Below are 20,910 nucleotides of genomic sequence, written 5' to 3'. Positions count from 1 at the left end.
GTGCAGGTTTTAGTGCACCAGCATACCGGTGAACCAGTAAGCCTGGGCCAGGGTGATCAGCCCGACGATGGTGGCAAAGAACAGGCTGTGCTTGAGAGTAAAGCGGAACAGGTCGGATTCTTTGCCCACCAGGCCGGTAGCGGCGCACGCCACCGCGATGGACTGCGGCGAGATCATCTTGCCGGTAACGCCGCCGCTGGTGTTGGCAGCGACCAACAAGGTGTCGTTGACGCCGATCTGATGCGCGGTGGTGGCTTGCAGGGAGCTGAACAAGGCATTGGACGAGGTGTCGGAGCCTGTCAGGAAAACACCCAGCCAGCCAAGGAAAGGCGAGAAGAATGGGAAGGCTGCGCCCGTGCCGGCCAGTACCAGCGCCATGGTCGAAGACATGCCGGAGTAGTTGGTAACGAATGCGAATGCCAACACCATCCCAATCGACAGGATCGGCCAGCGCAGTTCGTAGAAGGTCTCTTTTAAAGTGGTAAGACCAGTCTTGATGTCAATTTTCAGTACCAGCATCGAGATCAACGCCGAGAAGAAAATCGCAGTGCCGGTCGCTGAAATCGGGTCCAGTTTGAACACGGCGGGGATCGCAGTGGGGTTGGTTACGATCGGCGCGACTTTGATCACCAGTTGGTCCAAGTGCGGGATAGCGAAGTTGAACACCCAGCTGTACATCGAGCCCCCGGCAGCAAACATCGCCTTGAACGGCTTGAGGGTCCAGATAGTGACCAGCACGGTAAGAATCAGGAACGGCGACCAGGCCTTGAAAATCTGGCCGAGGCTGTAGGGCGAAACGATTGTGTTGCGCGGCAGACCGAAACCGCCTGCGCTGGCGGTGACTGCGGCGCTGGAGGTGGCGCCGGCAATCTGGGCACCTGCGATGCGTTTGGGTTGCCAGACTTTCAGGAACAGCGTCAGGGAAATCAGGCTGGCCAGGGCCGAGGTGATGTCCGGCAGTTCCGGGCCGATGAAGTTGGAGGTGAAGTACTGGGTGATGGCAAAGCTCAAGCCGGCGACCAGTGCCGCTGGCCAGGTTTCACGCACGCCGCGCACGCCGTCCATCATGAACACCAACCAGAACGGTACGAACAACGACAGCAGCGGCAGTTGGCGACCAGTCATGGCGCCGATCTTGAATGCGTCAATGCCGGTCACCTGACCTGCAACGATGATCGGGATGCCCAGCGCCCCAAAGGCCACGGGGGCGGTGTTTGCAATCAGGCACAGGCCGGCGGCGTACAGCGGGTTGAAGCCCAGGCCGACCAGCAGTGCAGCGGTAATTGCCACGGGGGCGCCGAAACCGGCCGCACCTTCCAGGAAGGCGCCGAAGCAGAAGCCGATCAATAGCACTTGCAGGCGCTGGTCGTCAGTGATCGACAGGACCGAGCTGCGGATGATTTCGAACTGGCCGCTTTTGACCGTGAGTTTGTAGAGGAACACCGCCGCGACGATGATCCACGCGATGGGCCACAGACCGTAGGCAAAGCCATAACCGGCGGCGGCCAATGCCATGTCTACCGGCATCTGGAAGGCGAAGATCGCGACCAGGATCGACAGCGCCAAGGTAATGCTGCCCGCCACGTGGCCTTTGAGGCGAAACACGGCCAGGGCCAGGAAGAAGAATACGATCGGAATAACGGCCGCCATTGCGGACAGGCCGAGGCTGCCGAGCGGGCTGTAGAGCTGTTGCCAGGTTTGCATGATGGGGTGGCCCCTGATTGTTGTTGTTTGGTCAGCTTGGGTAATTGGTAATACCAATTTACAGTCGCTGTTGGCTAGAGTAAAAGCCTTGGTTGGGGCGTGTCAATTTGCCGCTTACGAAACTTTGGTCGTAGGTGGGTGGCAAGGGTGCGCTGATCAGTGGAAATGAGGGCGCTCTGATAGGTGCTGCATTCGTTGTGATCGGCGAGAATAGAGGGCCCGGCGAGTGGTCGGGATGGTGGAGAGTGAGTGATGGGGTTTGATCAGGTGCGTCAGCGCCGTTTGTCTGATGACATCGTCGAGCAGCTTGAGGGCATGATCCTTGAGGGCACGCTGAAGTCGGGCGAGCGCTTGCCGGCCGAACGCGCGTTGGCTGAACAATTCGGGGTGTCGCGACCTTCTTTGCGAGAGGCGATCCAGAAGCTGGCAGCCAAAGGTTTGCTCGTCAGCCGCCAGGGTGGTGGTAACTACGTGGCTGAATCTTTGGGTTCCACGTTCAGTGACCCGCTGTTGCTCCTGTTGGAGAACAACCCCGAGGCTCAGCGGGATCTGCTGGAGTTTCGTCAGACCCTTGAGGCCTCGTGTGCTTATTACGCCGCGTTGCGCGCGACAGAGGTGGATCGCGAGCGTCTCACGGCTGCGTTCGAAGCGCTTCAGGATTGCTACACCCGTTCCGATGAGGTGAGCCGGGTCGAAGAGGGGGCGGCGGATGCGCGGTTTCACTTGGCTATCGCCGAGGCGAGCCACAACGCTGTGTTGCTGCACACGATTCGCGGCCTGTTCGACCTGCTCAAGCGTAACGTGGTGACCAACATTGGCGGCATGTATCAACAGCGTACGGAAACCCGCGACATGCTGATCAGTCAGCACCGGGATCTGTACCTGGCGATTATCGAGGGGCGTGCCGAGCAGGCGCGGGAAGTTTCAACACGTCACCTGCTGTATGTGCAGGAAGTGTTGGAAGAAGTGCGTCAGGAAGTTCAGCGTGTGGCGCGTGCGGAGCGGCGCAAGGGGACGTAGCCGAGGGAAGCTCCCGCGGCTGCATCACTGCAAGGATCAGTCTTCCTTGCCCTTGTTGCGTACGGCACGATGAAGCTCGCGATTGGAATCGCGTTCGCGCTCGGTATCGCGCTTGTCGTATTCCTTCTTGCCCTTGCCCAAGGCGATCTCGCACTTGACCAGGTGCTTGCTCCAGTACCAGGACAGGCAGACGCAGGCATAGCCCTTCTGCTGTACGGCAGCAGCGAGCTTTTCCAGTTCGCGGGCATTGAGCAGCAGCTTGCGCGTGCGTACCGGATCGGCAATCACGTGGGTGCTCGCAGTGGTCAGCGGGGTGATATGACTGCCGAGCAGCCATGCCTCGCCATCCTTGAGCAGCACATAACTGTCGACCAGCTGCAGCTTGCTGGCACGCAGACTCTTTACTTCCCAGCCGGCCAGGACCAGACCAGCCTCGAACCGATGTTCGATGAAGTAATCGTGTCGCGCCTTTTTATTTTGCGCGATGGTCCCTGTGGGGTGTTTCTTTTGTTTAGCCATAGGGGCGGCATTATAGGGAGTTGCGAGCCTGTCGGCTACGGTCAACCTGCGTGCTTGAGCGTGTTGGACGAATCCCGGACAATGCAGGCAGTTCTCTGGTTTTTTTCTTTCGCGGATCGGGCTGTTCTTCCGCGATGTTTGCCGCTCAGCTGTGGAAATAACGCACACATGACGACGCATATTCAACGTTCAGCGCTGCTGCCCTATCCGGCACAGGCGCTCTATGACCTGGTCAACGACGTGGCGCGTTACCCGGAATTCCTGCCGTGGTGCTCAACCGCCGAGGTGCTGGAAAGCAGTGATGAGCACATGGTCGCCAGTGTCGGGGTCGCGAAGGGCGGTCTTAGCCAGCACTTTGTGACGCGTAATGTGCTGGTGCCTGGGAAATCCATCGAAATGAATTTGCAGGAAGGGCCGTTTACTCAGCTGCATGGGGTGTGGGTATTCAAGGCGCTGACGGACAAGGCCTGCAAAATCAGCCTGGATCTTTCCTTTGATTACGCTGGGCCTATCGTGCGCGCGACCTTGGGGCCTTTGTTCAATCAGGCGGCAAATACCCTGGTGGACGCATTTTGCCAGCGGGCCAAGCAACTGCATGGTTGAGATTGAAGTGGTGTATGCCGCAGTGGATCACCAGGTGCTGCTGGCGGTGACGGTGCCGGCCGGCACCAGCCTGCGCGCGGCGGTGCAGGCGTCAGGCATTGCAGCGCAATTCCCCGGGCTGGATCTGGCTGATTGCCCTTTGGGTATTTTCGGCAAGGTAGTCGCGGACGCTGAGGTGCGCAGTGTGCAGGCGGGTGATCGTATCGAGATTTACCGTCCATTGCTGGCAGACCCTAAAGAAGTGCGCAGGTTGCGCGCAGCCAAAGCGGCGCTGGCCAAGCAACAGAACTCATAGGTCAGCCAAATGGCGAGCAGCAAAAAGCCCGGCATGCCGGGCTTTTTGTTGAGCGACGCACATTTACTGCGGACTGGTATCCAGAGGTTGTGGCGTCGGCACAGGCACCGTTTCCACGCCGTCGACGTCTTTCTGGATCTTGTCGAGCAGCGAGCCTGGCTTGGCCGGTACTTCGGACTTCGGCTTCTCGCCTTCCTGCGCAGGCGCAGTGACATTGGTGCCGTTGTCCTTGCCGAGCAAGGCTTCATCACGACTCACGCCGGGCATGAAGTCGCCGGACAGGCTGACAAGCTGGTCATTGCCATTGAAGATGACACTGACGCGCTCCTGCTGGCGTTCACCGCCGCCTGGCTGAAGGCTGTAGAGATAATCCCAGCGATCGGCATGGAAAGTGTCGGTCAGCAGGGGGTTACCCATGATAAACCGTACTTGCCGTCGGGTCATTCCGGGGCGTAACTGGTCTATCATGTCCTGCGTGACGACATTGCCCTGCTGGATGTCGATTTTGTAAACCCCGGGGAATGAACAACCGGCGAGTGCGAGCAGTCCCACAAAGGTGAAACTGGTTAGCAAGAGCTTGGTGTTTTGCATCGGTGGGCGACTTCCACTATCTTGGCTGGGACAACGTAAACGCCGATCATACCCGTATTAAGAGAAGCTGCGAAGCAGCATCCGCGAGAAAGCTAACCATGGTTGAAAATAGCGAACTACGCAAAGCCGGTCTCAAAGTGACTCTGCCACGAGTCAAGATTCTACAAATGCTCGATTCTGCTGAGCAGCGCCACATGAGTGCCGAGGATGTTTACAAGGCACTGATGGAGTCTAACGAGGACGTCGGCCTGGCCACGGTTTACCGTGTGCTGACCCAGTTTGAAGCCGCAGGGCTGGTGGTTCGTCATAATTTCGACGGCGGTCATGCGGTGTTCGAACTGGCTGACGGTGGTCATCACGATCACATGGTTGACCTGGATACCAATGAGGTTATCGAGTTCACCAGTCCGGAAATCGAAGCGCTGCAGCACAAGATTGCTGAGGAGCATGGCTTCGATCTGGTTGACCACAATCTGGTCCTGTACATCCGTAAGAAAAAGTAACAAGCGTTGCAGATTCTCTCTGCAAAACGATCGAAGGCGACCTTAGGGTCGCCTTCGTGCTTTCTATAAGAGAGAAAATAGTTCGGTTAGGCCTTTGCCGCTACGACCATTTTCTTCGCGTGCGCCAAAGACTCCTTGGTTAGATCGATGCCGCCAAGCATGCGTGCGACTTCTTCCACACGTTCCGACTTGTTCAGCTTGGACACGGCTGTGTGTGTTGCATCGCTGCCGCGTACCTTGTGCACAAAGAGGTGTTGATGTCCCTGGGCCGCGACTTGTGGCAAGTGAGTTACCGTCAGTACCTGGCCTCTATCTCCAAGGCGTCGCAACAGCTGGCCAACAATTTCTGCTGTCGGCCCGCCAATTCCCACATCGACTTCATCGAACACCAGTGTCGGCACCCGAGAGGTTTGCGCAGTAATCACCTGGATTGCCAGGCTGATCCGCGACAGCTCGCCGCCGGAGGCTACTTTCGCCAGCGCTTTGAGCGGTTGTCCGGGGTTGGCGCTGACCAGTAGCTCGACCTGCTCCAGCCCGTGGGGTTGTAGTTCGTTGCTGGCGCTGGTGCGCAATTCGATGGTGAAACGACCGCCAGGCATGCCCAGACGCTGGATCTCCAGCTCCACTGCGCTGGCCAGGCCCGTCGCTGCTTGCTGGCGCAGGTCGCTGAGCTCGCGCGCTTTCTCTTGGTAATGACGAGCGAAAGAGGCGAGCTCACCGCTCAGGCGCTCGATAGATTCATCGTTGGCGTTCAGGGTCTCGATTTCATCCAGCAGCTTTTGCTGCATCGTCGCCACTTCAGTGGGCTGGATGCGATGTTTGCGTGCCAGCGTGTAGATGGTATCCAGGCGTTCTTCTATTTCCTGCAGGCGTGCTGGGTCGGCATCGAAGTGATCCAGGAACCGATTCAGTTCGCCGACGGCTTCCTCTACCTGGATCTGTGCGCTGGTAAGCAGGGTCGTCGCCTCGCTCAACGAGCCGGAGCCGCTGTTCACGCTCGATAGGCGATTGAGGCTGGCAGTCAGTGCATTGAGCACGTTCCCGGAGTCGCTCTCACTGCACTGCTCCACTACCTGGCGGCAAATGCCCAGCAGGGTTTCCGCGTTGGTGAGGTTCTTGTGTTCCTGCTCAAGCTGCTCCAGTTCGGTCTCGCCCAGGCCCAGGCTTTCCAGTTCTTCGAGTTGATAGCTGAGCAATTGATGGCGAGCACGTTGCTCATCGCCGGAGTTGGAGAGTCGCTCCAGTTCCTGGCGAGTCTGGCGCCAGCGCTGGGCGGCAAGCTGCACCTGGCGGGCAAGGTCTGTGGCACCAGCGTACTCATCGAGCAGGCGACGATGGGTGTCGGTTTTCAGCAGGGACTGGTGTTCATGCTGGCTGTGGATGTCGATCAGCAACTCGCCCAAGGCTTTAAGGTCGCCAAGCGGGCAGGGTGTGCCGTTGATGTAGCCACGGGAGCGACCTTCCGCCGTGATGACCCGTCGCAGGATGCACGGACCTTCATTATTAAGGTCGCGCTCGGACAGCCAGGCTTCTGCCTCGGGAATGTCCGCCAGGTCGAAGGTGGCCAGGATGTCGGCCTTGTCTGCCCCAGGTCGCACCACGCCGCTGTCGGCGCGATCACCCAGGGTCAGGCCCAAGGCGTCGAGCATGATCGACTTGCCGGCGCCGGTTTCGCCTGTGATTACGCTCATACCGCGATCCAGTTCGAGATCCAGGTGTTCAACGATGGCGTAGTTATGTACGGACAAGTGCACGAGCATGACGGCCGCTCCCAGGCTTTAGGTCTGGTTATTTATACAGTGTTTTGTTCGAGGCTGACAATCCTGGCGCTTAGCTCGATTTGCTTGAATGAGCGAATTTTTTAGCGCAACGAGGAATGGAAGCGCAGGAATTGATCCACATCACTGGAAAGACTTTTGGTAACGCCTGCACCCTTGAACCTGGAAATTGTGGCCCCATATACCGGAACAGAAGCGCGAGTTGAGTTCGCGCATGATTTTGAAAGGAGAAAACTATGGCTGACGAACAGACGCAGGATACGCAAACTCCAGACGCCAATTCGGCTGTCGGCGATGAGCTGGCGACTCGTGTGCAAGTGCTCGAAGAGCAACTGGCCGCTGCGCAGGACCAGTCTTTGCGTGTTGCCGCTGATCTGCAGAACGTCCGCCGCCGTGCCGAGCAGGATGTAGAAAAGGCTCACAAGTTCGCACTGGAAAAATTTGCCGGTGACTTGCTGCCGATCATCGACAGCCTGGAGCGTGGTCTTGAGTTGTCCAACCCGGACGACGAAAACATCCGCCCAATGCGCGAAGGGATCGAGCTGACCCTGAAAATGTTCCAGGACACCCTGAAGCGTTATCAGTTGGAAGCCATCGATCCAGCAGGCGGTGAGCCGTTCAACGCTGAGCACCACCAAGCCATGGCCATGCAGGAAAGCCATGACCTGGAGCCTAACAGCGTGTTGAAAGTGTTCCAGAAAGGTTACCAGCTCAATGGTCGCCTGCTGCGCCCGGCGATGGTTGTGGTGAGCAAGGCCCCTGCACCGGTTTCACCTTCTATTGATGAGCAGGCTTGAAATACGCTGAAAAGCCCTCATCTATAAGTCAAGCGTTTAAGTGCTACCGCAGTTAGCCACCACTGCTGCGGCAACCAAATTCAAGTTTCGGGAGAGTAAATAATGGGCAAAATTATCGGTATCGACCTGGGGACCACCAACTCCTGTGTCTCCGTCATGGAAAACGGCAAAGCCAAAGTCATCGAAAACGCCGAAGGCGCGCGTACCACGCCGTCGATCATTGCATACGCAAATGATGGCGAGATCCTGGTAGGTCAGTCGGCCAAGCGCCAGGCTGTCACCAACCCGCACAACACCCTGTACGCGGTAAAGCGTCTGATCGGTCGTAAGTTCGACGAAGAAGTCGTACAGAAAGACATCAAGATGGTGCCTTACAAAATCGCCAAGGCTGACAACGGTGACGCCTGGGTTGAAGTAAATGGCAACAAGATGTCTGCCCCGCAGATCTCGGCTGAAGTCTTGAAAAAGATGAAGAAGACTGCCGAAGACTACCTGGGTGAAACCGTGACCGAAGCGGTGATCACTGTTCCGGCCTACTTCAACGACAGTCAGCGTCAGGCGACCAAAGACGCCGGCCGCATCGCGGGTCTGGACGTAAAGCGTATCATCAACGAACCAACCGCAGCCGCTCTGGCTTACGGTATGGACAAGGCCAAAGGCGACCACACCGTGATCGTTTATGACTTGGGCGGTGGTACTTTCGACGTCTCCGTCATCGAGATCGCTGAAGTTGACGGCGAGCACCAGTTCGAAGTGTTGGCCACCAACGGTGACACCTTCCTCGGCGGTGAAGACTTTGATATTCGTCTGATCGACTACCTCGTTGACGAATTCAAGAAAGAAAGCGGCATGAACCTTAAGGGCGACCCGCTGGCCATGCAGCGCCTGAAAGAAGCTGCCGAAAAAGCCAAGATCGAGCTGTCCTCGAGCATGTCGACCGACGTGAACCTGCCGTACATCACTGCAGACGCCACCGGTCCTAAGCACTTGAACGTGAAGATCTCTCGCGCCAAGTTGGAAGCGCTGGTTGAAGACCTGGTTCAGCGCACCATCGAACCTTGCCGCATCGCGCTGAAAGACGCCGGTATCGACGTTGGTTCCATCAACGACGTGATCCTGGTGGGCGGTCAGACCCGTATGCCACTGGTTCAGCAGAAGGTCACCGAGTTCTTCGGTAAAGAAGCCCGTAAAGACGTGAACCCGGACGAAGCGGTTGCCATGGGTGCTGCCATCCAGGGCGCGGTATTGGCCGGCGACGTGAAAGACGTGCTGCTGCTGGACGTCAGCCCGCTGACCCTGGGTATCGAAACCATGGGCGGCGTGATGACTGCGCTGATCGAGAAAAACACCACGATTCCTACCAAGAAATCCCAAGTGTTCTCGACTGCCGATGACAACCAGGGCGCTGTGACCATTCACGTGCTGCAAGGTGAGCGTAAGCAGGCTGCTCAGAACAAGTCCCTGGGCAAGTTCGACCTGTCCGAGATTCCACCAGCACCACGTGGCGTGCCACAAATCGAAGTGACCTTCGACATCGACGCCAACGGCATCCTGCACGTCGGCGCGAAAGACAAGGCTACCGGCAAAGAGCAGAAGATCACGATCAAGGCCAACTCCGGTCTGTCTGATGAAGAAATTCAACAGATGATTCGTGATGCTGAAGCCAACGCTGATGCGGATGCCAAGTTTGCTGAACTGGCTGGCGCCCGTAACCAGGGTGATGCACTGGTTCACTCGACGCGCAAAATGGTCGCTGATGCTGGCGATAAAGTGACTGCTGAAGAGAAGACTGCAATCGAAGCTGCTGTGGTTGCCCTGGAAGCCGCCGTCAAAGGCGACGACAAGGCTGCTATCGAAGCCAAGATCGAAGAGCTGTCGAAAGTCTCTGCGCCGGTTGCTCAGAAAATGTACGCCGAACAAGGTCAACCAGCTGACGGTGCTGCGCAACAGGCAGAGCCTGAAGCCAAGCACGACGACGTTGTCGATGCCGAGTTCGAAGAAGTCAAAGAAGACCAGAAGAAGTAACTTGGTCGCCCGGTTGACCGCTATCAAGCGGTGACTGGTAGGATGTCGCCGCGCGGGAGCTTGCTCCCGCGTTGGCGTGTCTGGGGTATGCGAATTTTTACAGTATGCGACAGCGTTCGGATGCTGGCGGTGTGATCGGGAATGCTCCTGCTTTCCGAATGGCATTCACCGCGTTTTTGGCCGGGTCCCTGGCTGAAAGCAGTTATGACCAGGATCGTTGAATTGACGTGAGTTGGGTCCGGGCCTGTATTGGGGCTCAACGAGTTTAGTCAGGCTCAGGAGGGTCTGGCTGAACGTCCTTAAGAGTGCAAAGACTTATGGCAAAGCGTGACTATTACGAAGTATTGGGTGTGGAGCGCGGCTCCAGCGAGGCGGACCTGAAGAAGGCCTACCGTCGCCTGGCGATGAAGCATCACCCGGACCGTAATCCGGATAACAAAGAATCCGAAGAGATGTTCAAAGAGGCCAATGAGGCCTACGAATGCCTGTGTGATCCCAATAAGCGTGCGGCCTACGACCAGTATGGCCATGCCGGTGTCGACCCAAGCATGGGTGGCGGCGGTGCCGGGTTTGGCGGTCAGAACTTCTCCGATATTTTCGGCGACGTATTCAGCGACTTCTTCGGCGGTGGTCGAGGTGGTCAGCGTGGTGGCGCCCAGCGTGGTAGTGATTTGCGCTACACCCTGGAATTGAACCTGGAAGAAGCCGTGCGCGGCACCAGCGTCAACATCCGTGTGCCGACGCTGGTCAACTGCAAGCCGTGCGATGGTTCGGGTGCCAAGAAAGGCTCTTCGCCGATCACCTGCCCAACGTGTGGCGGTATTGGTCAAGTTCGCATGCAGCAGGGCTTCTTCTCTGTGCAGCAGACCTGCCCGCGCTGCCATGGCCAGGGCAAGATCATTTCCGATCCGTGCGATTCCTGCCACGGCGAAGGTCGTGTCGAAGAGTACAAAACCCTGGCGGTGAAAGTGCCGGCGGGCGTGGACACCGGAGACCGTATTCGCCTGTCGGGTGAGGGCGAGGCTGGTACTCAGGGTGGTCCGACGGGCGACCTGTACGTAGTGATCAACGTGCGCGAGCACTCGATCTTCCAGCGCGACGGCAAGCACCTGTTCTGTGAAGTGCCGATCAGCTTTGTCGATGCAGCCTTGGGCGGCGAGCTCGAAATTCCTACCCTTGATGGTCGGGTCAAGCTCAAGATTCCTGAAGGCACTCAGACCGGCAAGCAGTTCCGTATCCGTGGCAAAGGCGTTGCGCCGGTGCGCGGTGGCGGTGCTGGGGACTTGATGTGTCGTGTGGCGGTAGAGACGCCGGTCAACCTGAATCGCCGTCAGCGCGAACTGCTTGAAGAATTCCGCAGCTCGATGGAGGGTGATGACTCTCACTCGCCAAAAACTGCAGGCTTTTTCGATGGTGTGAAGCGCTTCTTCGGCGACCTGTAAGGAATTGAGTATGCGACGTATAGCCGTAATGGGCGCTGCCGGGCGCATGGGCAAGACGCTGGTCGAAGCGGTGCAGCAGCGCTCGCCGGCTTCCGGCCTGACTGCGGCGATCGTTCGTCCGGGCAGCACGTTGATTGGTGCGGACGCGGGCGAGTTGGCCTCGTTGGGGCGCATCGGTGTGTCGTTGTCCGGCAGCCTGGAGCAGGTAGCGGATGAGTTCGATGTGTTGATCGATTTCACCCTGCCGGACGTGATGCTGAAAAACCTGGCGTTCTGCCGTAAGGCGGGCAAGGCAATGGTGATCGGTACCACGGGTTTGACTGCTCAGCAGAAGCAATTGTTGGAGGAGGCGGGCAAGGATATTCCTATCGTCTTCGCCGCCAACTTTAGTGTCGGTGTGAATCTGTCGCTCAAGTTGCTGGATCTGGCGGCGCGCGTGCTGGGTGATGAAGCGGATATCGAAATCATCGAGACTCACCATCGCCACAAGATCGACGCGCCTTCGGGCACCGCGCTGCGCATGGGTGAAGCGATTGCCGATGCACTGGGTCGCGACCTGTCGAAAGTCGCGGTGTACGGTCGCGAAGGCCACACCGGCGCGCGTGCACGCGACACCATTGGTTTTGCGACCGTGCGCGGCGGTGACGTGGTGGGTGATCACACCGTATTGTTCGCCACTGAAGGTGAGCGTCTGGAAATCACGCATAAGGCCTCCAGCCGCATGACCTTTGCCAAGGGAGCGGTACGTGCTGCGCTCTGGTTGGAGGGGCGCGAGCCGGGTCTGTACGACATGCGCGATGTGCTGGATCTGCACTAATCAGTAGCTAAAACAGGGCCTCAAGCTTATGCTTAGGCCCCGTTTTTACCCGCTAAGCGACGTCCTGTCGCATTCCCCTGCCTTTAAGGCTCATTAGCGGTGGACCAAAAAAGCCTTTTTCTGTAAGCTACAGCTTTAGTGTGTCCACTAAAAGCGCGCAGAATAATTCAGTGAAGAAGCGGGGTGACGTGTCCATACGTCACTCCGCTTTTTTACAACCTGCGATCGCCCTTTCAGGCTTTATTTACGGGAGGTCTTCTTGACTAAGCCAGCCATACTCGCCCTTGCTGATGGCAGCATTTTTCGCGGCGAAGCCATTGGAGCCGACGGTCAGACCGTTGGAGAGGTAGTGTTTAACACTGCCATGACCGGCTATCAGGAAATCCTTACCGATCCTTCCTACGCCCAACAGATCGTTACCCTGACCTATCCGCACATCGGCAACACCGGTACTACACCGGAAGATGTCGAGTCTGATCGTGTCTGGTCGGCCGGTCTGGTGATTCGTGACCTGCCACTGGTTGCGAGCAACTGGCGTAACACGATGTCGCTGTCCGATTACCTGAAAGCCAACAACGTTGTGGCGATCGCCGGTATCGATACGCGCCGCCTCACGCGCATCCTGCGTGAAAAAGGCTCGCAGAATGGCTGCATCATGGTCGGTGACAATATCTCCGAAGAGGCGGCGATTGCCGCGGCGCAAGGTTTCCCAGGCCTGAAAGGCATGGACCTGGCGAAAGTCGTCAGCGTTAAAGAGAAGTACGAGTGGCGCTCCACTGTCTGGGACTTGAAGACCGACAGCCATGCAACCATCGACGCCGCTGACCTGCCCTACCACGTAGTCGCCTACGACTACGGCGTTAAATACAACATCCTGCGCATGCTGGTCGAGCGAGGCTGCCGCGTGACCGTGGTGCCGGCGCAAACCCCGGCCAGCGACGTGCTCGCCCTGCAACCGGACGGTGTATTCCTGTCCAACGGCCCAGGTGACCCTGAGCCATGCGACTACGCCATCCAGGCGATCAAGGACGTACTGGAAACCGAGATTCCGGTCTTCGGTATCTGCCTTGGTCACCAGCTGCTGGCCCTGGCCTCCGGCGCCAAGACCCTGAAAATGGGTCACGGCCACCACGGTGCCAACCACCCGGTTCAAGACCTGGACACTGGCGTTGTGATGATCACCAGCCAGAACCACGGTTTTGCGGTAGATGAAGCAACCCTGCCGAGCAACGTGCGCGCCATTCACAAGTCGCTGTTCGACGGTTCCCTGCAGGGCATCGAGCGCACCGACAAGAGCGCGTTCAGCTTCCAGGGCCACCCTGAAGCGAGCCCGGGCCCGAACGACGTAGCGCCGCTGTTCGACCGTTTCATCAATGAGATGGCCAAGCGACGCTGACTGAGCGGCCTGCGGGCGGCCCCGGACACCGGTGGCCCCCGCAGGCTCATCAAAGATTGTTCAAGACGGCTTGCCGACTGACCTGCGGATTTGAGTGACAAACCCATGCCAAAACGTACAGACATAAAAAGCATCCTGATTCTCGGCGCTGGCCCGATCGTGATCGGCCAGGCCTGCGAATTCGACTACTCCGGCGCCCAGGCCTGTAAAGCCCTGCGCGAAGAGGGCTACCGCGTCATTCTGGTGAACTCCAACCCGGCCACCATCATGACCGACCCGGCCATGGCCGACGCCACTTACATCGAGCCGATCAAGTGGCAGACCGTTGCCAAGATCATCGAGAAAGAGCGTCCAGATGCGCTGCTGCCAACCATGGGCGGCCAGACTGCACTGAACTGCGCCCTGGACCTGGAGCGCGAAGGCGTCCTGGAAAAATTCGGCGTAGAGATGATCGGCGCCAATGCCGACACCATCGACAAGGCTGAAGACCGTTCGCGTTTCGACAAGGCCATGAAGTCCATCGGCCTGGCCTGCCCGCGTTCCGGTATCGCCCACAGCATGGAAGAAGCCAACGCGGTCCTTGAGACCCTGGGCTTCCCGTGCATCATCCGTCCGTCCTTCACCATGGGCGGCACCGGTGGCGGTATCGCTTACAACCGTGAAGAGTTCGAAGAAATCTGCGCCCGTGGCCTGGACCTGTCGCCGACCAAAGAGCTGCTGATCGACGAATCCCTGATCGGCTGGAAAGAATATGAGATGGAGGTTGTCCGCGATAAGAAGGACAACTGCATCATCGTCTGCTCCATCGAAAACTTTGACCCGATGGGTGTGCACACCGGTGACTCGATCACTGTTGCTCCTGCACAGACCCTGACCGACAAGGAATACCAGATCCTGCGTAACGCCTCCCTGGCGGTACTGCGCGAGATTGGCGTGGAAACCGGCGGTTCCAACGTTCAGTTCGGCATCTGCCCGAACACCGGCCGCATGGTCGTGATCGAAATGAACCCACGCGTTTCCCGTTCGTCGGCCCTGGCTTCGAAAGCCACCGGCTTCCCGATCGCCAAGGTCGCGGCCAAGCTGGCAGTGGGTTACACCCTGGACGAATTGTCGAACGACATCACCGGCGGCAAGACCCCGGCGTCCTTCGAGCCGTCCATCGACTACGTCGTGACCAAGCTGCCACGTTTTGCCTTCGAGAAATTCGCCAAGGCTGACGCACGCCTGACCACCCAGATGAAGTCGGTGGGTGAAGTGATGGCCATCGGCCGTACCTTCCAAGAGTCTCTGCAGAAAGCCCTGCGCGGCCTGGAAGTGGGCGTTTGCGGTCTGGACGAGAAGCTCGACCTGAGCAACCCGGAAAGCATGAGCGTGCTCAAGCGCGAGCTGACCGTGCCGGGCGCCGAGCGTATCTGGTACGTGGCTGACGCCTTCCGCGCCGGCATGACCGTCGAAGACATCTTCGGCATGAACATGATCGACCCGTGGTTCCTGGTACAGATCGAAGACCTGATCAAGGAAGAAGAGAAGGTCAAGACCCTGGGTCTGGCCAGCATCGACCGCGACATGATGTTCCGCCTCAAGCGCAAGGGCTTCTCCGATCAGCGTCTGGCCAAGCTGCTGGGTGTGACCGAGAAGAACCTGCGTACGCATCGCCACAAGCTGGAAATCTTCCCGGTCTACAAGCGCGTTGACACCTGCGCGGCCGAGTTCTCCACCGACACCGCCTACCTGTACTCCACCTATGAGGAAGAGTGCGAAGCCGCGCCGTCGGGTCGCGACAAGATCATGATCCTGGGTGGCGGTCCAAACCGTATCGGCCAGGGTATCGAGTTCGACTACTGCTGCGTCCACGCCGCCCTCGCTCTGCGCGAAGATGGCTATGAGACCATCATGGTCAACTGCAACCCGGAAACCGTTTCCACCGACTACGACACCTCCGATCGCCTGTACTTCGAACCAGTGACCCTGGAAGACGTGCTGGAAATCGTGCGCGTCGAGAAGCCCAAAGGCGTGATCGTGCAGTACGGCGGTCAAACTCCGCTGAAACTGGCGCGCGCCCTGGAAGCCGCTGGCGTGCCGATCATCGGTACCAGCCCTGACGCCATCGACCGTGCCGAAGACCGCGAGCGTTTCCAGCAAATGGTAGAGCGCCTGAACCTGCGTCAGCCGCCAAACGCCACCGTGCGCAGCGAAGACGAGGCCATCCGTGCCGCCAGCAAGATTGGCTATCCACTGGTGGTGCGTCCGTCCTACGTACTGGGCGGCCGTGCGATGGAAATCGTCTACGAAGAAGAAGAACTCAAGCGTTACCTGCGCGATGCGGTGAAAGTGTCCAATGACAGCCCGGTGCTGCTTGACCACTTCCTCAACTGCGCAATCGAGATGGACGTGGACGCTGTTTGCGACGGCACCGACGTGGTGATCGGCGCGATCATGCAGCACATCGAGCAGGCGGGTGTTCACTCGGGTGACTCCGCATGCTCCCTGCCGCCGTACTCGCTGCCGGCGCACATCCAGGACGAGATGCGCGAACAGGTCAAGAAAATGGCCCTGGAGCTGGGCGTGGTCGGCCTGATGAACGTACAGTTGGCGCTGCAAGGCGAAGACATCTACGTCATTGAAGTCAACCCGCGCGCTTCGCGCACCGTGCCATTTGTTTCCAAGTGCATCGGTGTGTCCCTGGCCATGATCGCTGCTCGCGTGATGGCCGGTAAGACCCTGAAGGAAATCGGCTTCACCAAGGAAATCATTCCTAACTTCTACAGCGTGAAAGAGGCGGTGTTCCCATTCGCCAAATTCCCTGGCGTGGACCCGATCCTGGGCCCAGAGATGAAGTCCACCGGTGAAGTGATGGGCGTTGGCGATACCTTCGGTGAAGCCTTCGCCAAGGCCCAGATGGGCGCCAGCGAAGTGTTGCCGACCGGCGGTACTGCGTTCATCAGCGTGCGTGATGATGACAAGCCGCTGGTTGCAGGCGTGGCCCGTGATCTGATCAACTTGGGCTTCGAAGTCGTGGCCACTGCCGGGACCGCCAAGCTGATCGAAGCTGCCGGCCTGAAAGTGCGTCGCGTGAACAAGGTGACGGAAGGCCGTCCACACGTGGTCGACATGATCAAGAATGACGAAGTCACCCTGATCATCAACACCACCGAAGGTCGCCAGTCGATCGCGGATTCCTACTCCATTCGTCGTAACGCCTTGCAGCACAAGATTTACTGCACCACTACCATTGCTGCTGGCGAAGCCATCTGCGAAGCGCTCAAATTCGGTCCGGAAAAGACCGTGCGTCGCTTGCAGGATCTACACGCAGGATTGAAGGCATGACCAAATACCCAATGACTGTCCAGGGCTTCAAGGCCCTGGAAGAGGAGCACGCCCATCTGACCAAGGTCGTACGTCCAAAGCTGAGCCAGGACATCGGTACGGCCCGTGAGCTGGGTGACTTGAAGGAAAACGCTGAATACCACGCTGCTCGTGAGCAGCAAGGTATGGTCGAGGCGCGGATCCGTGATATCGAAGGCCGCCTGCAGAACTCGGTGGTCATCGACGTGACGACCATTCCAAAGACCGGCAAGGTGATTTTCGGCACTACCGTGGAAATCGCTAATGTTGAGACTGACGAAAGCGTGGTCTACCACATCGTTGGCGAAGATGAAGCTGACTTCAAACTCGGCAAAATCTCTGTCGGTTCTCCGCTCGCCCGCGCCTTGATTGCCAAGGAAGAGGGCGATGTGGTGTCTGTTAAAACGCCTGGCGGCGTGACCGAGTACGAGATTGTTGAAGTTCGTCACGTCTGAAAGGCGGCGCCCGCTTCGTGCGGGCGCCATGCTTTGGCAGCTCTCTCAGATGCTTTGGGTGGGTGGCCTGTGGTTGTTGCACATCGGCGTATTGCCTGCGCTGGGCTTGATTGGCCTGGCGCCGTTGCTGATCGATGAGATCGATGGATTGCTCAGTGCGTTGCTGGTGGGTTTTGCGGCGGCGTGCGTGACGCTCCAGGTATTGGTGCTGGTCAAGACCGAGGGCTTGGGGAGTTTGTGGCGGGATATTCGCGGGCAACTGCTGTTGATGGCGCTGTATGCGTGTGCAATGTATTGCATTGTGCATGTCTGGCTGCCGGAAGCGTTGCGCTGGCAGCTATTCAGCTATCTTGTGCTAGGGTTTTCCGGCCTGGTCCTGGTTTTACAGCCTGCACCCGGATGGAGTGGCGGGGCGCGCGAAGCACGCCCGTGACCCTTTTTATTACTTGAAGCGGTGTACGTTCGACAGTTGCTTGTTGACGCTGAAGTTCTTGCGATACAGCAGCGCCATCTTGCCGATGACCTGGACCAGGTCAGCTTTGCCTACCTTGCACAGTTCCGCAATGGCAGCCAGGCGCGCTTCGCGGTCAAGGATGTTGACCTTGATCTTGATCAGTTCATGATCGTTCAGCGCACGTTCGAATTCGGCTAACACACCTTCAGTCAAACCGTTATCTGCCACAATCAGAACTGGTTTCAGATGGTGGCCAATGGATTTGTACTGTTTCTTCTGCTCTTGAGTGAGCGGCATAATCTGACCCCTGCGTCTGATCTTGTAAAAAGCGGCGGCCAGTTTACCCGAGCGAGTCCGGGACCGCCCAGTTAATCACGACCCGTTTTATTTTTCGAGGTGGCCCGTGGCCCGTTCCAAAACCAGCCTTAAGTGGCTACAAGAACATTTCAACGATCCTTACGTCAAAAAGGCGCAAAAGGACGGCTACCGTTCCCGGGCCAGCTATAAGCTGCTGGAGCTCCAGGACAAGGACAAATTGTTCCGCCCCGGCATGAGTGTTATCGACCTGGGCGCCGCCCCGGGGGGCTGGTCCCAGGTGGCCAGTCGTCTGATTGGTGGGCAAGGCCGCTTGATTGCTTCCGATATCCTGGAGATGGACAGCATCCCGGACGTGACCTTCGTGCACGGCGACTTTACCCAGGACGCGGTCCTGGCCGAGATCCTGGAAGCTGTAGGAAATTCGCAAGTGGACCTTGTGATTTCCGACATGGCCCCCAATATGAGTGGATTACCGGCTGTTGATATGCCGCGAGCCATGTTCCTGTGCGAGTTGGCACTGGATCTGGCGGGTCGGGTATTGCGTCCGGGGGGTGATTTCCTGGTCAAGGTCTTCCAGGGTGAAGGCTTCGACGAGTACCACAAGAACATTCGCAAGCTGTTCGACAAGGTGCAGATGCGCAAACCGGACTCTTCTCGGGACCGGTCTCGCGAGCAGTATTTGTTGGCGCGGGGGTTCCGCGGCATTGAAGGCGCCGCCAGTGATGAGCGTCTTTGAAGGTTTGAAGGGAGTCGATAGGTTTTTTTATATCGCTTTCGTCACGAAGCTTTACGAATATTGTGTAGTCAAAGTTTCACAAAGGGTTACAGACGGCGCCTGCCAGAGTTGTAGGTAATGTAGTAAGTTAGGCCGGTGAATATCATGCGAAGCGCGCGCCAGTAGCGGAGCTTGCTTCAGAGGGTAGTTAATTGAACGATATGGCAAAGAATCTGATCCTGTGGTTGATCATCGCGGCTGTCCTGGTGACGGTGATGAACAACTTCTCCAGCCCTAACGAGCCGCAGACCCTCAACTATTCCGACTTCATCCAGCAAGTTAAGGATGGCAAGGTCGAGCGCGTAGCGGTTGATGGCTATGTGATCACCGGCAAACGCAATGATGGCGATAGCTTCAAGACCATTCGTCCGGCCATCCAGGACAACGGTCTTATCGGCGACCTGGTCGATAACCACGTGGTTGTCGAAGGCAAGCAGCCTGAGCAGCAGAGCATCTGGACCCAGTTGCTGGTAGCCAGCTTCCCGATCCTGGTGATCATCGCCGTGTTCATGTTCTTCATGCGCCAGATGCAAGGCGGTGCGGGAGGCAAGGGTGGGCCGATGAGCTTCGGCAAGAGCAAGGCGCGCCTGCTTTCCGAAGACCAGGTGAAAACGACCCTGGCTGACGTTGCCGGTTGCGACGAAGCGAAGGAAGAAGTGGGCGAGCTGGTCGAGTTCCTGCGTGATCCGGGCAAGTTCCAGCGCCTGGGCGGTCGCATTCCTCGCGGCGTACTGATGGTCGGTCCTCCGGGTACTGGTAAAACCTTGCTGGCCAAGGCGATTGCCGGTGAAGCCAAGGTGCCTTTCTTCACCATTTCCGGTTCTGACTTCGTTGAGATGTTCGTCGGTGTCGGTGCCAGCCGTGTTCGCGACATGTTCGAACAGGCCAAGAAACACGCGCCCTGCATCATCTTTATCGATGAAATCGACGCCGTTGGTCGCCATCGTGGTGCCGGCATGGGCGGCGGTCATGACGAGCGTGAGCAGACCCTTAACCAGTTGCTGGTTGAGATGGACGGCTTTGAAATGAACGATGGCATCATCGTTATCGCTGCAACCAACCGTCCGGATGTACTGGACCCTGCGTTGCTGCGTCCGGGCCGTTTCGACCGTCAGGTTGTAGTTGGCTTGCCGGATATCCGTGGCCGCGAACAGATCCTGAAAGTACACATGCGCAAAGTACCAATGGGCGACGATGTGGCTCCGGCCGTGATTGCGCGTGGTACGCCTGGGTTCTCCGGTGCCGACCTGGCCAACCTGGTCAACGAGGCTTCGCTGTTTGCGGCCCGTACCGGCAAGCGCATCGTTGAAATGAAAGAGTTCGAACTGGCGAAAGACAAGATCATGATGGGCGCCGAGCGCAAATCCATGGTCATGTCCGAGAAAGAGAAGCAGAACACCGCTTATCACGAAGCCGGTCACGCCATTGTCGGTCGCGTTGTGCCCGAGCACGACCCGGTCTACAAGGTGTCGATCATTCCTCGTGGTCGGGCGCTGGGCGTCACGATGTTCCTACCGGAAGAGGATCGTTACAGCCTCTCCAAGCGTGCCCTGATCAGTCAGATCTGCTCGTTGTACGGCGGTCGGATTGCTGAAGAAATGACCTTGGGCTTCGACGGTGTCACTACCGGTGCTTCCAACGACATCATGCGTGCCAGCCAGATTGCACGGAACATGGTGACCAAGTGGGGCTTGTCGGAGAAACTCGGCCCGTTGATGTATGCCGAAGAAGAAGGTGAGGTATTCCTGGGGCGCGGCGGTGGTGGTCAAAACGCTAGCTTCTCCGGTGAGACGGCCAAGCTGATCGACTCCGAAGTGCGCAGCATCATTGACCAGTGCTACGGCACGGCCAAGCAGATCCTCACGGATAACCGCGACAAGCTGGATGCCATGGCGGATGCGCTGATGAAGTACGAGACCATTGATGCCGACCAGATTGACGACATCATGGCCGGTCGCGTACCTCGTGAGCCTCGCGATTGGGAAGGCGGTTCAGGCACCTCTGGCACGCCGCCAGTGGTTCAGAATGAACGCCCTGAAACTCCGATCGGCGGCCCCGCAGCTGACGTCTAAG

Annotated in this window: 19 protein-coding genes; 14 read left to right on the top strand and 5 right to left on the bottom strand. The window is 58.1% G+C overall.

What is annotated here, in order from left to right:
• Positions 1-9: 9 nt before the first annotated feature.
• Positions 10-1,704, bottom strand: coding sequence for a lactate permease LctP family transporter (locus PF1751_RS23865; protein WP_044287901.1), 1,695 nt, complete (start codon positions 1,702-1,704; stop codon positions 10-12).
• Between the two features lie 252 nt (positions 1,705-1,956).
• Here PF1751_RS23865 and PF1751_RS23860 point away from each other — a divergent pair, with 252 nt between their 5' ends.
• A complete protein-coding gene (locus PF1751_RS23860; RefSeq protein ID WP_010206631.1) occupies positions 1,957-2,724 on the top strand; it encodes an FCD domain-containing protein in 768 nt (255 codons plus the stop codon).
• A gap of 36 nt (positions 2,725-2,760) precedes the next feature.
• Here PF1751_RS23860 and smpB read toward each other — a convergent pair whose 3' ends face one another.
• Positions 2,761-3,243 carry an SsrA-binding protein SmpB gene (gene smpB / locus PF1751_RS23855; RefSeq protein ID WP_005791513.1) on the bottom strand — a complete coding sequence of 161 codons (483 nt, stop codon included), beginning with the start codon at positions 3,241-3,243 and terminating at the stop codon, positions 2,761-2,763.
• A 168-nt stretch (positions 3,244-3,411) separates the two neighbouring features.
• Here smpB and PF1751_RS23850 point away from each other — a divergent pair, with 168 nt between their 5' ends.
• Together PF1751_RS23850 and PF1751_RS23845 are read left to right on the top strand one after the other, a co-directional pair.
• Complete coding sequence (locus PF1751_RS23850; RefSeq protein WP_005791512.1) at positions 3,412-3,846, top strand: type II toxin-antitoxin system RatA family toxin; 435 nt, start codon at positions 3,412-3,414, stop codon at positions 3,844-3,846.
• Positions 3,839-4,141, top strand: a complete 303-nt coding sequence (locus tag PF1751_RS23845; RefSeq protein ID WP_010206629.1) for an RnfH family protein — start codon at positions 3,839-3,841, stop codon at positions 4,139-4,141. Before PF1751_RS23850 ends, PF1751_RS23845 begins: the two co-directional genes overlap by 8 nt.
• A gap of 63 nt (positions 4,142-4,204) precedes the next feature.
• Here the strand turns inward: PF1751_RS23845 and PF1751_RS23840 are convergent, their stop codons facing one another.
• A complete protein-coding gene (locus tag PF1751_RS23840) occupies positions 4,205-4,732 on the bottom strand; it encodes an outer membrane protein assembly factor BamE (RefSeq protein ID WP_016976810.1) in 528 nt (175 codons plus the stop codon).
• A 98-nt stretch (positions 4,733-4,830) separates the two neighbouring features.
• Between PF1751_RS23840 and fur the strand changes: the two genes are divergently transcribed.
• Positions 4,831-5,235: a ferric iron uptake transcriptional regulator gene (gene fur, locus PF1751_RS23835; protein WP_003194220.1), complete on the top strand. Its 405-nt coding sequence runs from the start codon at positions 4,831-4,833 to the stop codon at positions 5,233-5,235.
• 86 nt (positions 5,236-5,321) lie between these two features.
• Here fur and recN read toward each other — a convergent pair whose 3' ends face one another.
• Positions 5,322-6,995: a DNA repair protein RecN gene (recN, locus tag PF1751_RS23830; protein WP_010206622.1), complete on the bottom strand. Its 1,674-nt coding sequence runs from the start codon at positions 6,993-6,995 to the stop codon at positions 5,322-5,324.
• Between the two features lie 254 nt (positions 6,996-7,249).
• On the opposite strand from recN, the gene grpE reads away from it, so the two are divergent.
• The 8 genes from grpE to PF1751_RS23790 all read left to right on the top strand — a co-directional run bounded on the left by grpE (position 7,250) and on the right by PF1751_RS23790 (position 17,723).
• On the top strand, positions 7,250-7,810 hold the full coding sequence (gene grpE / locus PF1751_RS23825; protein WP_021492893.1) for a nucleotide exchange factor GrpE: 561 nt from the start codon (positions 7,250-7,252) through the stop codon (positions 7,808-7,810).
• A gap of 102 nt (positions 7,811-7,912) precedes the next feature.
• Positions 7,913-9,835: a molecular chaperone DnaK gene (gene dnaK, locus PF1751_RS23820; RefSeq protein WP_010206617.1), complete on the top strand. Its 1,923-nt coding sequence runs from the start codon at positions 7,913-7,915 to the stop codon at positions 9,833-9,835.
• 317 nt (positions 9,836-10,152) lie between these two features.
• Positions 10,153-11,277: a molecular chaperone DnaJ gene (gene dnaJ / locus PF1751_RS23815; protein WP_010206615.1), complete on the top strand. Its 1,125-nt coding sequence runs from the start codon at positions 10,153-10,155 to the stop codon at positions 11,275-11,277.
• 10 nt (positions 11,278-11,287) lie between these two features.
• The gene (gene dapB / locus PF1751_RS23810; RefSeq protein ID WP_010206614.1) at positions 11,288-12,094 is read left to right on the top strand and encodes a 4-hydroxy-tetrahydrodipicolinate reductase; all 807 of its coding nucleotides are present in this window, start codon (positions 11,288-11,290) and stop codon (positions 12,092-12,094) included.
• A gap of 259 nt (positions 12,095-12,353) precedes the next feature.
• Positions 12,354-13,490, top strand: a complete 1,137-nt coding sequence (gene carA / locus PF1751_RS23805; protein ID WP_010206613.1) for a glutamine-hydrolyzing carbamoyl-phosphate synthase small subunit — start codon at positions 12,354-12,356, stop codon at positions 13,488-13,490.
• Between the two features lie 105 nt (positions 13,491-13,595).
• Positions 13,596-16,817: a carbamoyl-phosphate synthase large subunit gene (gene carB, locus PF1751_RS23800; RefSeq protein WP_010206612.1), complete on the top strand. Its 3,222-nt coding sequence runs from the start codon at positions 13,596-13,598 to the stop codon at positions 16,815-16,817.
• Positions 16,814-17,290 (top strand): transcription elongation factor GreA, encoded by a 477-nt coding sequence (greA, locus tag PF1751_RS23795; protein WP_010206609.1) that lies wholly within the window; start codon positions 16,814-16,816, stop codon positions 17,288-17,290. Before carB ends, greA begins: the two co-directional genes overlap by 4 nt.
• 28 nt (positions 17,291-17,318) lie before the next feature.
• A complete protein-coding gene (locus tag PF1751_RS23790; RefSeq protein WP_031291218.1) occupies positions 17,319-17,723 on the top strand; it encodes a hypothetical protein in 405 nt (134 codons plus the stop codon).
• Positions 17,724-17,732: 9 nt separating this feature from the next.
• Here PF1751_RS23790 and PF1751_RS23785 read toward each other — a convergent pair whose 3' ends face one another.
• Positions 17,733-18,041 carry a YhbY family RNA-binding protein gene (locus PF1751_RS23785; protein WP_010206607.1) on the bottom strand — a complete coding sequence of 103 codons (309 nt, stop codon included), beginning with the start codon at positions 18,039-18,041 and terminating at the stop codon, positions 17,733-17,735.
• A 106-nt stretch (positions 18,042-18,147) separates the two neighbouring features.
• Here PF1751_RS23785 and rlmE point away from each other — a divergent pair, with 106 nt between their 5' ends.
• Together rlmE and ftsH are read left to right on the top strand one after the other, a co-directional pair.
• A complete protein-coding gene (gene rlmE, locus PF1751_RS23780) occupies positions 18,148-18,798 on the top strand; it encodes a 23S rRNA (uridine(2552)-2'-O)-methyltransferase RlmE (RefSeq protein WP_010206606.1) in 651 nt (216 codons plus the stop codon).
• Between the two features lie 200 nt (positions 18,799-18,998).
• Complete coding sequence (gene ftsH, locus PF1751_RS23775) at positions 18,999-20,909, top strand: ATP-dependent zinc metalloprotease FtsH (protein WP_010206605.1); 1,911 nt, start codon at positions 18,999-19,001, stop codon at positions 20,907-20,909.
• Position 20,910 lies beyond the last annotated feature (1 nt).

Origin of the sequence: Pseudomonas simiae, from assembly GCF_000934565.1 — a bacterium.
Lineage (GTDB): Bacteria > Pseudomonadota > Gammaproteobacteria > Pseudomonadales > Pseudomonadaceae > Aquipseudomonas > Aquipseudomonas simiae.
This window is presented reverse-complemented; position numbering and strand designations above follow the sequence as displayed.